The organism is Streptococcus caledonicus, assembly GCF_042656225.1.
GTDB lineage: Bacteria > Bacillota > Bacilli > Lactobacillales > Streptococcaceae > Streptococcus > Streptococcus caledonicus.
The window spans coordinates 1-13,476 of record NZ_JBHSOJ010000032.1 but is presented as its reverse complement, the minus strand read 5'-3'; the positions used below and the strand labels follow the sequence as shown (position 1 = coordinate 13,476).

Genomic DNA, 13,476 nt, shown 5'->3' with positions numbered 1-13,476 from the left:
TCTAATCAAAAAGTTTATAAATCTGTCAGTTAACAGATAACAGTGGCGTAAAACTCTCTTAATATTTCCTCTAACTTGCCCTACTAGACTTTTGTAATGTTACCCCTATTTCACTAAAGCACAAAATCAAAGCCCTCTAACCCCTTGATTTCAAAGGGTTTTTAGATTACACAAAAAAGAGCACACAACTGACATCGCTTAGGGCTGCTGGATTCCTCCCCTGACCCGCTTCACGCACAGCTGTTGCTCCACAGATAATTATAGCATAATTTAAAAGTTTTGCAAACTAAATTCTCAAACCGCTCCACGCCAAACGCATGAGGAAAATTTTGTTTTCAGAAAGCTAGATTCATAATGACAACATCACTCAAAGTAGTACACTATAGATGAGGTACCTACGATGATTGATTTTATTATTTCTATTGATGATTGCGCAGGTGAATTGGAGAGTCGCCAGCCTTGGAAAATTCGCTATCCCTTGTCAACCATTCTATTTCTTGTCTCTGTTTGTCAGTTAGCCGGCGTTGAAACCTGGAATTTTATTGAAATGAATGAACCATTGTTTGCGACCTACGTTGATTTGAGTAATGGTTGTCCATCTCATGATATCTTAGAGCGTGTGGTTAGTCTTGTAAATCCAGATTGTTTACAAGAGCTTAAAGTTCAATTTGAACAATCATTGACAAGTTTAGATGCGGTTTATCAACTGATATCAGTGGATAGCAAAACGATTCGAGGTCATCGTGGTCGAGACCAGAATCCAGTTTATATTGTCACGGCTTATGATGGAGGTCATCATCTTAGTTTGGGACAGGTGGCAGTTGAGGAGAAAAGTAATGAAATTGTTGCCATTCCTCAATTATTGCGGACGATTGATATCCGTAAAAGCATAGTAACGATAGACGCAATGGGTACGCAGACGGATATCGTTGATACGATTATTAAAGGTAAAGCAGACTATTGCTTAGCCGTCAAAGGAAATCAAGAGACACTTTATGATGATATTTCTCTTTATTTTAGTGATGTCAATTTGTTGGAAGAGCTACAAGAAAAGGGAGAGTATTATCAGACTGTTGAAAAAAGCTAGGGGACAGATTGAGGTTAGAGAATACTGGGTATCTTTCGATATCAAATGGTTGTGTCAAAATCACCCTAAATGGCATAAATTACGTGGTATTGGGATGACTCGTAATACGATTGATAAGGATGGTCAGCTGAGTCAAGAGAATCGTTATTTTATCTTTAACTTTAAGCCAGATGTCACTACATTTGCCAATAGTGTACGGGGTCATTGGTCTGTAGAAAGTATGCACTGGTTATTGGACGTTGTTTATCGTGAAGATCATCATCAGACATTGGATAAAAGAACAGCATTTAACCTAAATCTTATCCGAAAAAATGTGCTTATATTTTTTAAAAGTGATGGTATTTCCTAAAAAAGACCTCAGCTATCGTCGCAAACAACGGTATATTTCTGTCCATTTGGAAGATTATTTAGTCCAATTATTTGGAGAAAGAGGCTAAGCAGATGATTGATTTAAAAAGCTATCTTTTCAAAATTGATATCAGGGCACAAATAGATGTAGAGAAAATTTTCATGCGTACGGCGTGCAAACCGCTCTACATACACACATGTTATTCACGAATATTAAATCTAAATCATGCTCGTAGTTAGACCAAGGTTGGACATTGTAAAAACAACTTCCTAGCCTTCACTATACCATCCGTCTATGACTTATCAGACGAAGACTTCCTAGAATATGAGGATAGCCATGAATCCATTTAGCCCTTTTTCTGTTGCTCTTGCAACAGTTGTTTTCATGATAAAAGTGGAGCTAAACGGAGACTGTTCTATTACTGAAATCCCAAGATAACTTTATCTTTGCTTTTAAAATTACAAGCCAATACGCTAACAAATCAAAGTATATCAGAGCAAGATATTTTGAGATTATTGATTGGCTAGAAGTTGATCTGAAAAAACATCGCGGATTGATACCATTACACGTATCAGCCTAAATTATCAGTTTGAAAATGTTGGTGTAAATACAATAATTGTCAACGAAAAATATTCTGTAACCAATACCGAGGGACCTGAAGTTCATATATATGGATATCCCTATTCTACTCCAAATTATTTTTTTGATAAAAGAGGACACTTCCTAAAAATACAAATTTTTGATGAGAAAATAGATAATTTTAAGTATGTTATTTCATCTAAAAGTAAAAAAGAAGCTGAAAATTATATTGTACGTGCTATTAGGCCTATTCTAGATATCCAACCCGACCCCAAACTTAATCTCCAATGGCTTTTTAATCTAATTTATCAAGGGAAGTTTGATTAAAAAGATAAGATAGATGCTGGCAAAAAAATTTCTAAGGACAAAAATTGTGTTGAAAAACTCTTAAAGGAAAACGCAAATGAAAAAACTACTAACCATACTTATTCTAATGGTTTCCTGCCTCATCCTTTTTTTGGGGGGAAACTTTACATTGCCTATAATCTATCTCACTATGCTGGATATTATGTACAACAGTTACCCCGAAAAGAGGGAACTAATCCTGAATTGGTAATAATTTTAACTCATCTAGATAGTATCGAGAGACCTATCACAGATAAATTATCCTATGACCTTGATGGAAATGGTGCTATTCTTGTAGATAATCAACTAATTCTTTCTTATATGACAGATATGTTTAATTTATATCCAGCAAAAGTTAGTGAAAATTATATATTAGATGTTAAGGATGGCTCGTTTCTCTATCATATCAAAAATCTTAACTTTCAAGAAAAGAATAATAGTAAATCCAAAGAGTTAGAAGCCCAAAAACTCCTTGATAAGATACTCCCTCCTATCCTAGAAGCTCAACCAAAGCCCAAAATTAACCTTCAAAAGTTATTTAATGATAAATATTTTAAGCAGTTTAATTAAAAATTATCATACTGATACCAATTAAATTTTAGAAAATGACTCATATCACCCTCAAAATTTTTCTAAGGGGTCTGGGGATTCTCCCCAAAATAAAATAGAACCATCAGTCAAAAAGTGTCCGTCTGACCTTTGCTGATGATTATATTTTTACGATAGTGTGTATACACTATCTGAGCTCGCAAAGACCTTTTAACATTTTAAGGACATGACCGTACTTGATACGGTACCGTACATTGTCCGTACAAGGATTTTTAACGACGACATGATAAAAACGCTGACCACCATCAGCGTTTTTGTTGTTTGCTTTAAAAACTATTCTATCAAAATGCCTGGAAGACTATCACTTCTTAGCTATTCGTTGCTTGTCTTCCTTCACTTGTTTCTCTACCAATTCTACAAGTTCCTCCATCAACTGACCTAATTCCATCAAATCATGTTGGGAAATTTTTCCAAACTGTGTTGCGCTTTTAGCGATGCTATTAATTGCTCTACCAACAAATAATAATCTTTCTGTCAGAGACAAATATTCTGGAAAGCTCACTGTCCAGACTTCAAAATCAGATTTTAATAACTGCTTTCTAGCAAAACGAGAAAAGTTTGAAAAGCCATCTTGCTTCATTCGCTTTAACAGTTTTTGATTTTCTTCTTCAGACAAAAAGACTTGTTTAACAACATTTCTAATTCTATTTTTATCCATTAAGCTCCCTTAGATAATAATTTACGTTTCTTTTTCTTGTGATAACGAATTAACTCCTTTTCATAATGTGAAACTAACCTTCTGCTATAGTCCATAGCTCTGTAGGCTTGACTATCTTGAGACTGCTCTGCAATTTTAGATAATTGCCTTAAATTATTTTGAATACGCCTTAAAGAATAAATCAATTCCTCAAACTGAGAGTCATCAAATTGAATAAAGAGTGACGTTTCCTTAAAAAGCATCCGACGAGCATAATTAGAGAATGTTTGTAAGCCTGTATCATTTACTAGCTGATGAAGTATTTCATTCTGCAATTCCGTCACATAAAACTTCTTTAAAATAGTTCTGACACGTTCAGACTTGACGGACCATCCCTAAATACCGGTCTGCCTGCTTAGAAGCTATGTTAATTCTATCTTTGATTGGGCTGAAGAACTGGAATATATCGAAACCAACCGCATTTCTAAGACTATTAAACGTATCAAAGCTACTAAAAAAATTAAGCTACAAGAAGCTAAAAAAGATGAAGATTTGTATCTTTCACAAACTGAACTTCAAGCATGGTTCACAGCATTTGAAGAAGATTTAGAAAACGATAAACTCCTATTCAAGGACTATGTACTATTCTATACAACCTTTTTCTTGGGAGATAGGAAATCAGAAAGTTATGCCTTACAATGGAAGCATATCAACACCAAGAATCAAGAAATTAAATTAGTTCAAGCCTTGGATAAGTACAAAAATGCAAAATCAACTAAAGGAAACAAAAAGACAACTTTCCACATTCCTAATGAATTAGCAGAATTGCTTAAAGCATGGAAAAAACAGCAAAAAGTTGAATTAGCAAAATTTGGCATTATCCAATCTGATGAACAATACGTATTTACCTATATTGATATGAAAGGCAATGTGAATAGTCCTTTACATGCCGATTACCTTAATAATAAGATGAAGTCAGTTAAACGTCGTCACAAGGAACTCGCACACGCTACACCGCATAAGTTACGCCACACAGGAGCAGCTTTAGCTAAACAAGCAGGAACATCACTAGAAGCCATTTCAGAGGCTCTGACACATAGTGACACCCTTACTACCAAAACCTATGTTAATACTTCAAATGTCGTTCCAATGGCCGTTGGAGAAATTGCTTATCGCAATCTTAAAAAATAATGGTGTGAATTTGGTGTGAAAAGTGGTGTGAATTTTACTAAAAAATCATCAAAAAACACCCCATGGTGTGAACCATGAAGTGTTGTAAATGCTGTATTGTAGCGGGTTCTTAACGTTTAGAGAACTGGCTAGCTTTACGAGCTTTCTTAAGACCTGGTTTTTTACGTTCAACCATACGTGCGTCACGTGTAAGAAGGCCAGCGCGTTTCAATGAATCGCGGAAGTCTGGGTCTACTTGAAGAAGCGCACGAGCGATACCATGACGGATAGCTCCTGATTGACCTGCGTAACCACCACCTACAACATTAACGAAAACGTCGTATGAACCTTCAGTTGAAGTAACTGCGAATGGTTGGTTGATGACAAGACGAAGGTCTGCGTGTGGGATGTACTCTTCTACATCTTTTTTGTTAACAGTGATTTTACCAGTACCTGGAACCAAACGAACGCGTGCAACAGCGTTTTTACGACGGCCAGTACCTGCATATTGTGCTTGTGCCATTATTTAGATGCTCCTTTCCTCTTAGATAAGTCCTGAGATATCAAGTACTTCTGGTTGTTGTGCTGTGTGAGTGTGCTCACCACCAACGAAGACTTTCAATTTCATACCTTGTGCACGTCCAAGAGTGTTGTGTGGAAGCATGCCTTTAACTGATTTTTCAATCAAGCGAACAGCGTTTTTAGAACGCAATTCACCAGCTGTGATTGATTTCAAACCACCTGGGTGAAGTGAGTGAGTGTAGTAAACTTTATCAGTTGCTTTTTTGCCAGTTAATTTAACTTTTTCAGCGTTGATAACGATTACGAAGTCACCTGTATCAGTATGTGGTGTGAAAGTTGGTTTGTTTTTTCCGCGAAGTACGCTAGCAACTACTGCAGAAAGACGTCCAAGTGGTACATCAGTAGCGTCTACTACATACCATTTACGTTCAACTTGGCCTGGTTTAGCCATAAAAGTTGTTTTATTCATGATTTCTCCTATATATAGTTCGATTATTTGTTTACGGGTGGTGGTGTTCCATCCCACCAAAGATATTTGAAGGTTCCGGGGCCTTTCAAATGGGGTAAACAATACCGTTTAATATCATAACAAAAAAACAAGTTCAAAGCAAGTACTTTGAACGTATTTTTACTATTATTAATCAAAAATATTTCCGACTTCAACAGTGACTTTATTGTTTTTAACATCAATTTCAGAAACGCTAAGAAGTGACTTATAAGCGAAGCTCTCACGCTTTTCTTGCGTATTATCTGCAAAAACCGCAACACCAACAAGGGTTGAATCAAACTCATTCAAAAGACTTGTCATACCTGTGATGGTACCTCCACCTTTTAAGAAGTCATCGACGATAAGAACACGACTATTTGGTTTCAAACTACGCTTAGATAGAAACATTTTTTCAATACGATCACTGGAACCTGAGGCGTAATTGACCGAAACGGTTGATCCTTCCGTAATTTTAAGGTCACGACGAACAATCACAAAGGGAACATTTAAGACGTTTGCGACAGCATTTGCCAAAGGAACCCCTTTGGTCGCAACAGTCATAACAGCATCAATCTTCTCTCCACGAAAGGCATTAGCAATAATGCGTCCAACGTTTTGTAAAATAGATGGTGTACTAAGAAGATCCGATAAATAGATGTATCCTCCTGGAAGAATACGATCGCTTTCAGAAAGGCTCTCACAAAGCTCTTCTACGATGGCACGCGCTTCACTTTCAGCAATACCAGGTGTGAAAATTACACCACCACTGGCTCCTGTAACAGTATCAATCTGTCCAATCCCTGCTTCTTCAAAAGCTTTTTTAATGATAGAAATATCTTCAGAAATAGATGATTTCGCTGCCTCGTATTTTTCAGCAAAGGTATTAAGGCTTGTCAAAATGTATGGGTTATTAATAAGATAGTTAGAAATAACTACCATGCGTTCGCTACGACGTAATTTCATAAACTCCTCTTTCTTGTCTACTTTCTCGTTATTATACCACAAAATATTTAAAAAGCGAACATTTCATATAAGAAAGGCTTGCTTTTTCGTATATTTTAATATTTAGGTTTATAAAAAGAGCGATTATCCATGGCAAAAATCTTACTTGTCATCTCTCCTTCAGAGACTCGACTGAGCGCTGTCGTCATCATCATCATATTAGCATCAATATTATCAATCATGTGAATGATTTCTGCTTCCATCACACGTGGTCTGACAGGACTACCATACTCTAATTGCCCATGATGACTAAGGATAACATGGCGTAGAATCGTGACTTCTTCTTTTGTGTCAGGGATTTCCAACTCTGCGATTACCTTAGTAATTTCTTCATTAATCAATGCAATGTGACCAATCAAATTACCTCGCACGGTGTATTCCGTATTATCGGGACCAGATAACTCAATGACTTTAGCTAAATCATGGAGCATAATCCCAGCAAAGAGCAAACTCTTATTAAGGTCAGGGTAGATATCTCCAATAGCATCCGCCAAACGTACCATGGTCGCTGTATGGTAGGCAAGCCCTGTCTCAAAAGCGTGGTGATTAGTTTTGGCTGCTGGGAAACGGTAGAACTTCTTATCGTATTTTCGATAGAGATTTCTAACGATGCGTTGCCAAGTGGCATTTTCTATACGAAACATTACTTGTTCTAAATACTCTTTCACATCGCTGACTTTTACCGGTGGTTTTTCTTTGTAAGCCGAAGGATCTGAAGGTTCTCCATCCCTAGTGTTACGAAGAGTGATTTGATTGACTTGAGGCGTACCGTTATAAACCTCTCGACGCCCTTTCATAAAAACAACTTTACCAGCGACAAATTCTTCAACATTATAAGGTTGAGCATCCCAGAGATTTCCTGAGATTTCGCCACTATCATCTTGGAAGGTAAAAGCAATATAGTCTTTACCAGCACGGGTTTTTCTAACTTCAGCTGATTTGATGAGATAAAATCCCTCAAAAAGCTGGTCTTGTTTCATTTGATTAATTTTCATGACTAAGTATCTTTCTAATCGATGTTAACGACTGACCTATTTAAAAAGCTATTGCTACATCCTAGGTCAGCTTTCATATTTACAGAGCTAAATCATCCTCTTCTTCTGAAATAGGTAAATTTAGGAGACTTTGTGTTGCACTATCTTGATAGGTTTCAACAGTATTTAATGCTCTGATAATGGCATTAGTTCGTGTCGTCAAGAGACTATCAACTGTTTTTGAGGCTGTATTGAGTTGTCGCTGTGCTTTGACCAACAGTCCAGCAAACTTGCCAAATTCAGATTTCACATTTCCTAAAATCTTGCTGATATCATCTGCATTTTTCTGAATGTTGAGTGTTTTAAAACCAACAGATAAGGAATTCAACAAGGCTGATAAGGTTGAGGGACCCGCAACAACAATATTTTCCTCACGTCTAAGTTTATCAAAGAAATCTGCATTTCTAACCACTTCCGAATATAGGCCTTCAGTCGGTAAAAACATGATACCAAAATTAGTCGTTTCAGGTGGATTGAGGTATTTGTTTTGAATATCCTTGGCAAAGCGTTTGATTGAAGCAAGCAAGGCCTTGCGATATAATTCAACCTGCTCTTTATCACCAAACTCATAAGCCTCTTCTAAATGGTAATAGTCTTCCAAAGGAAACTTCGAATCAATCGGCAGATAGACGTAATCTCCCTGACTAGTCCCTGGTAGTTTAACTGCGTATTCCACACGTTCTGTAGATCCTGACACTGTCACAAATTCTCTCTCATACTGACTTTCCGTCAAAATATCTTCGATAATTTGTCCCAGCTGAAGCTCGCCTAAAATCCCCCTCGTCTTGGTATTTGAGAGGACTTTATTAAGGGTTCCAACATCTTGGGCAACTGTCTTCATCTCACCCAAGCCTTGATTAACAGACTCCAATTGTTTAGAAACGGTCTCAAAGGAAGCTTGTAGACGAGTTTGCAAGGTCTTTTCTAGCTTTTCTTCTACCGTTTGACGCATTTGTTCCAAACGTTCTTCATTAGAAACCTGTAAATCCTTGACAGACTGAGTAAGATTCTGATTGATTAAAGCCAAGCGCTGGTCAGAACGATTACGACTTTCTGTTAAGTTTTCATGTAGAACATCTCGTAATTCTGTCAATTGATGATAAAGGTTTGCCTGTAGATGATTGACCTGCTGGGCTACTGCTAACTCTTGTTCCTTAGATAAAGCAGACAACTGGTAGGAGATTTGCTCGGATAAATTATCCGCATTTTCATCTAATTGTCTAGCCGTACTCGATTTCAGATCTGCTATTTTAAACCATAAAACCAGCGATAACAAGAAGCTAGCGATGGTTATAATAAGTAAAAAAAGTGTCATGCTAACTCCTGTCACGCGTATAGAGGACTATTAAGTAACCTGATGGTACCGTCACCTCTATAGGATTATTCGTAAACTCATTGCTACTATAGATTTTTTTAGGGAAAAAGTTACTAGCGCTCAATTCATACTTAGCCCCAGTAATCACCAATTCTCCCTGACCTTCGAGCATAAAAGAGACATATTTATAGGCGTTTTTTGGAAAAATACGGTGCTTCCCAGCTGGCAAATAACTCATTTGATTTTGAACATCCAGTAGATGAATCTGCTTCATAAATCGAGCCAAAGCTGGTTCTGATGGTAAAAAAATATTAGACAGAAAATGGTCAATACGCCCACCAAAGGCACCAAAAATGGTCACATCTGCATTAGGATATTTCTCAAAAACGACTTTAAGAGCTAATTCGGTGTCCGTATCGTCTTTTTCAGCGGGCGACTGATGGATTTTCCCTGCGGCAGCCTTGATTTTTTCAAATTCGGTATCCGTTACTGAATCAAAATCCCCAACTGCCCAGTCCAGCGGTAGCTCATTTTCCAAAAGAAAGAGACAACCCCTGTCAACACCCACGTAAAGGTCAAAGTTAGGTTGAGATGTAAGGCGAGATAAGTCTCCTCCTGCAAATAATGCAATATTAGGCATCTAAAGCATCCCTCAAGGTTTGTACTTGGGCTGGAAGGTCACTAGCTTTGAAGAGGTAAGACCCCGCTACGAAGATATTGGCACCAGCTTCTGCACAGGCTTTAATCGTTTTGTTGTCCACACCGCCGTCAACTTCAATGTCAAAGATCAACCCTTTTTCCTGACGTAGTTTCGCAACCGCAGCAACCTTATCTAGGCACTCTGGAATAAAAGCTTGACCACCGAAACCTGGATTGACTGTCATAATAAGAACTTGATCCACCAAGTCAAGTACTGGAATAAGGGCTTCGACAGGCGTACCTGGATTGATAACAACACCAGTCTTCATTCCTGCTGCTTTTATTTTTTGAAGGGCACCGTGAATATGAATTGTTGATTCTGTATGTATGGTCATGATATCGACCCCAGCATGAGCATAAGCATCCACATAGCGTTCAGGGTTAACCACCATCAAGTGCACATCAAAAACAAGTTTGCTGTGCTTGCGCATACTAGCCACAACATCTGCACCAAAGCTGATATTTGGGACAAATTGACCATCCATGATATCAATATGAACATATTCGGCGCTAGTTTCTTCGATACGGCGCAATTCACTCGCAAAATTAGCATAGTCTGCGGCAAGAATAGATGGGGCAATTTTATAAGTTGACATGACAATCCTACTTTCTTTTGATGACTTTTTTATAAACTTCACGGCGGTTTTCAATTTCACTTAGGAATTGAAGATAGTTATCATAACGCACTTGCCATAACTGACCAGCCTCAAGAGCTTCTTTTACGGCACAAGAGGGTTCATGGGTATGCGTGCAGGTGCGAAATTTACAGCTTTGGCTGATGTCTTTTAGTTCTGGAAAGGCTCTATTCAATTCTTCTGCTGTTGAGACTTCGTAGTCTAAGGATGAAAAGCCTGGGGTATCTGCAACTTTACCACCATAAACATTGTACAAACTGACAACACGTGTGGTGTGGCGCCCACGCCCTAGACTATCTGAAATCTCACCCGTTTCAAGAGCTAATTCTGGCGCAATTTTGTTGAGCAAAGTTGACTTTCCAACACCTGTTTGTCCCATAAAGACTGTAACCTTATCTGTTAGGTGTGGCAGCAATTCTTCCTGTGAATAACAAAACTCATAGCCAATCACTTCATAATGAGCACGAATAGCATCCATCTCTGCTCTGCTATGTAGCAAATCCAACTTAGAGATGTAAACAATAGGACGAATCTTTTTATGTTCTAAAAGCACCAAGAAACGGTCTAGTAGATTGCTGTTGAAATCTGGTTCCTTAGCACTCATGATGACAACCGCCTGATCAATGTTGACAATGGGAGGTCTCACCAAACTATTTTTACGCTCAGCAATTGATAGAACATAACCTTCTGAATTTTCCTCAGCCGAAAATTCAATAAAATCTCCGACATAGGGAGTCTGTCCTTTTTTACGAAAATTTCCCCGTGCTCGGGTCTGATAAACCTGTCCGTCCGCCTCAACATAGTAAAAACCTGCCAAGGACTTGATAATTCTTCCTTGCAAATGAACTCCTTATAGGGTTTGATACTTCTATTTTACCAAAAATACAGACTTTTTCCAAAGGTTATCTAAGAAATGTCTCCCCCTTCTCTACTACATGATAGAAAATGAAATATTTAGCAACGTTTAAATCAATCCTATGCTAGCAAGAAATGACTTTTACTGAACACCCACTTTCTTTTTTCAAAAAATAGCAACAACAATCTTGATCATTAAATAATTGAAACTAAAAAATTCTAGTGTAAAACTAAGATTTTTCATTGCTTGTGGTAATAATAACATTCCTAAAATCACACTTATGACACCTAAAATAAGAAAGGCAGCTGCAATTTTTGGACTAATAAAAAAAGGCTTGCAGTGAAAAGACTGCGCCCCACCTCCTAAATTATAACTTAGCAAGACAATTGTTATTACTGTGCTGAGTTGACTTATAGGGAAATTTTATTGATTAAACTCTTGAGATATCTACTATCATAGCTTGATAAGGAGAGAGGTTTCCTTCCTCGGTATATTTAACATTAGATAAAACCATGTTATTTCCTACCAATAATTCCCTAATTTGTTCTGGCAAATTTATAATTTTTTCACTCATATTTGCTAATATTAACCAACTTTGACCTTTATAGCTCCTTGTATAAGCAAATATATTCTCATCATCTTCTAAAACCATTTGGACATCACCTTCTACCATAATTTCATGTTCATGGCGCAATTTAATCAATTGTTGGTAGTAAGAATAAATAGACTTTTCACTGGATAAATCTGCTTCAGCATTAATCTCTTGATATCTTGGATTAACTGTAAACCAAGGTATACTCTTAGTAAAGCCAGCATTGGTGCTATCATTCCATTGCATTGGAGTCCTAGCATTGTCTCTACCGATTTGATATACTGCCTTCATAAAATCTTCATGGGATATGGTTTTATTCTTTTGAACCAGTTCACGATAGTTGTTCTGAATCTCAACATCATCATATTTTTTTAACTCTAATTTGATATTTGTCATACCAATTTCTTCCCCCTGATAAACAAAGGGGGTGCCTTTTAATCCATGCAATACAGTTGCAAATGCTGTGGCACTTTCATAACGATACTCCTTATCATTTCCCCATCTTGATACAATTCTCGGGCGATCATGATTTTCAAAATATAAAGTATTCCATCCTTCATTTTCTAGTTTGCTCTGCCAATCTTTAAATACTTGTTTTAAGGCAGATAATCGAAACTCTTGCAATTGCCATTTCCGATTTGGAGTATTTGGAAAAACATCTACGTCCATATGCTCAAATGTAAATATCATATCAAGTTCCTTTCGACTCGATGCTATCAATGATTTTGCAAATTCTGCATTGGAATTTTGTGCTTCTCCAACTGTCATAAGTTGATAAGGCTCAAGTACTGTATCATACATTTCTCGCAAATATTCATGTAATCTAGGACCATTACTATGCATGAATCCTATCACTGGAAGATGGTTAGTGGTCTCATAATCTGGAAAATCTGTGTATTTTGAAATTTCTGTAATAACATCCATTCTCCAACCATCTACACCCTTTTCTGCCCAGAAAATCATCGCATTATAAATTTCTTGTCTAACTTTAGGATTTTCCCAATTTAAGTCTGGTTGTTCTTTTGAATAGTAATGTAGATAATATTGACCTCGTTCTTCACAAAATTCCCAAGCACTACCACCGAAATGTGATCCCCAGTTATTAGGTGCAGAACCATCAGGTTTAGGATCTTTCCAAATATAATAGTCTGAGTAGGGATTATCAATAGATTTTTTACTTTGTTGGAACCACTTATGTTGATCTGATGTGTGATTGGCAACCAAATCCATAATAATTTTCAAGCCCTTATCATGAGCTACCTCAATTAAATTGTACATATCTTGATTGTCACCAAAAATAGGATCAATTCGATAATAATCTGATATATCATATCCATTATCTTTCATTGGAGAACAAAACATCGGACTCAGCCAAATAGCATCAACTCCAAGTGAACTTATATAATCCAATTTAAAAATAATCCCACGAATATCCCCTATTCCATCTCCATTACTATCCCCAATTTGTAAAATTAAGCTAGACAGAAAAAGCCATCTATGTTAGTCTCAGATAAACTACCACATTTGTCTGAAAGGGACTAACATAAATGACCTACAC

Annotated in this window: 12 protein-coding genes, 1 other RNA gene and 2 pseudogenes; 3 read left to right on the top strand and 12 right to left on the bottom strand. The window is 37.1% G+C overall.

Translation table 11 applies throughout. From position 1 onward, the window contains the following. Positions 1 to 161: 161 nt before the first annotated feature. Positions 162 to 260, bottom strand: an RNA gene (gene ffs / locus ACFPQ3_RS10795) — signal recognition particle sRNA small type. Positions 261 to 400: 140 nt separating this feature from the next. Here ffs and ACFPQ3_RS10790 point away from each other — a divergent pair. Both ACFPQ3_RS10790 and ACFPQ3_RS10785 read left to right on the top strand, forming a co-directional pair. Then, positions 401 to 1,524 (top strand): annotated as a pseudogene (locus tag ACFPQ3_RS10790) (ISAs1 family transposase). Positions 1,525 to 2,564: 1,040 nt separating this feature from the next. Continuing rightward, positions 2,565 to 2,930 carry a hypothetical protein gene (locus ACFPQ3_RS10785; RefSeq protein ID WP_156807213.1) on the top strand — a complete coding sequence of 122 codons (366 nt, stop codon included), beginning with the start codon at positions 2,565 to 2,567 and terminating at the stop codon, positions 2,928 to 2,930. Positions 2,931 to 3,270: 340 nt separating this feature from the next. On the opposite strand, the gene ACFPQ3_RS10780 is transcribed toward ACFPQ3_RS10785, so the two are convergent. Both ACFPQ3_RS10780 and ACFPQ3_RS10775 read right to left on the bottom strand, forming a co-directional pair. Continuing rightward, positions 3,271 to 3,627, bottom strand: a complete 357-nt coding sequence (locus ACFPQ3_RS10780; protein WP_156807214.1) for a transposase — start codon at positions 3,625 to 3,627, stop codon at positions 3,271 to 3,273. After that, entirely contained in the window at positions 3,627 to 3,968 is a 342-nt protein-coding gene (locus ACFPQ3_RS10775; RefSeq protein ID WP_156807215.1) for a plasmid mobilization protein, read from the bottom strand. Before ACFPQ3_RS10775 ends, ACFPQ3_RS10780 begins: the two co-directional genes overlap by 1 nt. 49 nt (positions 3,969 to 4,017) lie before the next feature. On the opposite strand from ACFPQ3_RS10775, the pseudogene ACFPQ3_RS10770 reads away from it, so the two are divergent. Beyond that, positions 4,018 to 4,797 (top strand): annotated as a pseudogene (locus tag ACFPQ3_RS10770) (tyrosine-type recombinase/integrase); the annotation flags it as partial. 109 nt (positions 4,798 to 4,906) lie between these two features. Here ACFPQ3_RS10770 and rpsI read toward each other — a convergent pair. The 9 genes from rpsI to ACFPQ3_RS10725 form a co-directional block, all read right to left on the bottom strand. After that, on the bottom strand, positions 4,907 to 5,299 hold the full coding sequence (gene rpsI / locus ACFPQ3_RS10765; protein WP_012516324.1) for a 30S ribosomal protein S9: 393 nt from the start codon (positions 5,297 to 5,299) through the stop codon (positions 4,907 to 4,909). Positions 5,300 to 5,320: 21 nt separating this feature from the next. Then, positions 5,321 to 5,767 (bottom strand): 50S ribosomal protein L13, encoded by a 447-nt coding sequence (rplM, locus tag ACFPQ3_RS10760; protein ID WP_156807217.1) that lies wholly within the window; start codon positions 5,765 to 5,767, stop codon positions 5,321 to 5,323. 168 nt (positions 5,768 to 5,935) lie between these two features. After that, a complete protein-coding gene (purR, locus tag ACFPQ3_RS10755; protein ID WP_156807218.1) occupies positions 5,936 to 6,748 on the bottom strand; it encodes a pur operon repressor in 813 nt (270 codons plus the stop codon). Positions 6,749 to 6,843: 95 nt separating this feature from the next. Beyond that, positions 6,844 to 7,782 carry a 3'-5' exoribonuclease YhaM family protein gene (locus tag ACFPQ3_RS10750; RefSeq protein WP_156807219.1) on the bottom strand — a complete coding sequence of 313 codons (939 nt, stop codon included), beginning with the start codon at positions 7,780 to 7,782 and terminating at the stop codon, positions 6,844 to 6,846. A gap of 79 nt (positions 7,783 to 7,861) precedes the next feature. Next, positions 7,862 to 9,136: a DNA recombination protein RmuC gene (locus tag ACFPQ3_RS10745; RefSeq protein WP_156807220.1), complete on the bottom strand. Its 1,275-nt coding sequence runs from the start codon at positions 9,134 to 9,136 to the stop codon at positions 7,862 to 7,864. 1 nt (position 9,137) lies between these two features. Further along, positions 9,138 to 9,776, bottom strand: a complete 639-nt coding sequence (locus ACFPQ3_RS10740) for a thiamine diphosphokinase (RefSeq protein WP_156807221.1) — start codon at positions 9,774 to 9,776, stop codon at positions 9,138 to 9,140. Then, positions 9,769 to 10,431 (bottom strand): ribulose-phosphate 3-epimerase, encoded by a 663-nt coding sequence (gene rpe / locus ACFPQ3_RS10735; RefSeq protein WP_156807222.1) that lies wholly within the window; start codon positions 10,429 to 10,431, stop codon positions 9,769 to 9,771. The genes ACFPQ3_RS10740 and rpe overlap by 8 nt, the downstream gene beginning before the upstream one ends. Positions 10,432 to 10,438: 7 nt before the next feature. Continuing rightward, entirely contained in the window at positions 10,439 to 11,311 is an 873-nt protein-coding gene (gene rsgA / locus ACFPQ3_RS10730; RefSeq protein ID WP_156807223.1) for a ribosome small subunit-dependent GTPase A, read from the bottom strand. A gap of 445 nt (positions 11,312 to 11,756) precedes the next feature. After that, a complete protein-coding gene (locus ACFPQ3_RS10725) occupies positions 11,757 to 13,382 on the bottom strand; it encodes a glycoside hydrolase family 13 protein (RefSeq protein ID WP_269747764.1) in 1,626 nt (541 codons plus the stop codon). Between the last annotated feature and the right edge of the window lie 94 nt (positions 13,383 to 13,476).

Coding starts and splice junctions, on each gene's coding strand:
- ACFPQ3_RS10780 (WP_156807214.1), bottom strand. CDS start 3,627: ATGGATAAAAATAGAATTAGAAATGTTGTTAAACAAGTCTTTTTGTCT.
- rpsI (WP_012516324.1), bottom strand. CDS start 5,299: ATGGCACAAGCACAATATGCAGGTACTGGCCGTCGTAAAAACGCTGTT.
- rplM (WP_156807217.1), bottom strand. CDS start 5,767: ATGAATAAAACAACTTTTATGGCTAAACCAGGCCAAGTTGAACGTAAA.
- purR (WP_156807218.1), bottom strand. CDS start 6,748: ATGAAATTACGTCGTAGCGAACGCATGGTAGTTATTTCTAACTATCTT.
- ACFPQ3_RS10750 (WP_156807219.1), bottom strand. CDS start 7,782: ATGAAAATTAATCAAATGAAACAAGACCAGCTTTTTGAGGGATTTTAT.
- ACFPQ3_RS10745 (WP_156807220.1), bottom strand. CDS start 9,136: ATGACACTTTTTTTACTTATTATAACCATCGCTAGCTTCTTGTTATCG.
- ACFPQ3_RS10740 (WP_156807221.1), bottom strand. CDS start 9,776: ATGCCTAATATTGCATTATTTGCAGGAGGAGACTTATCTCGCCTTACA.
- rpe (WP_156807222.1), bottom strand. CDS start 10,431: ATGTCAACTTATAAAATTGCCCCATCTATTCTTGCCGCAGACTATGCT.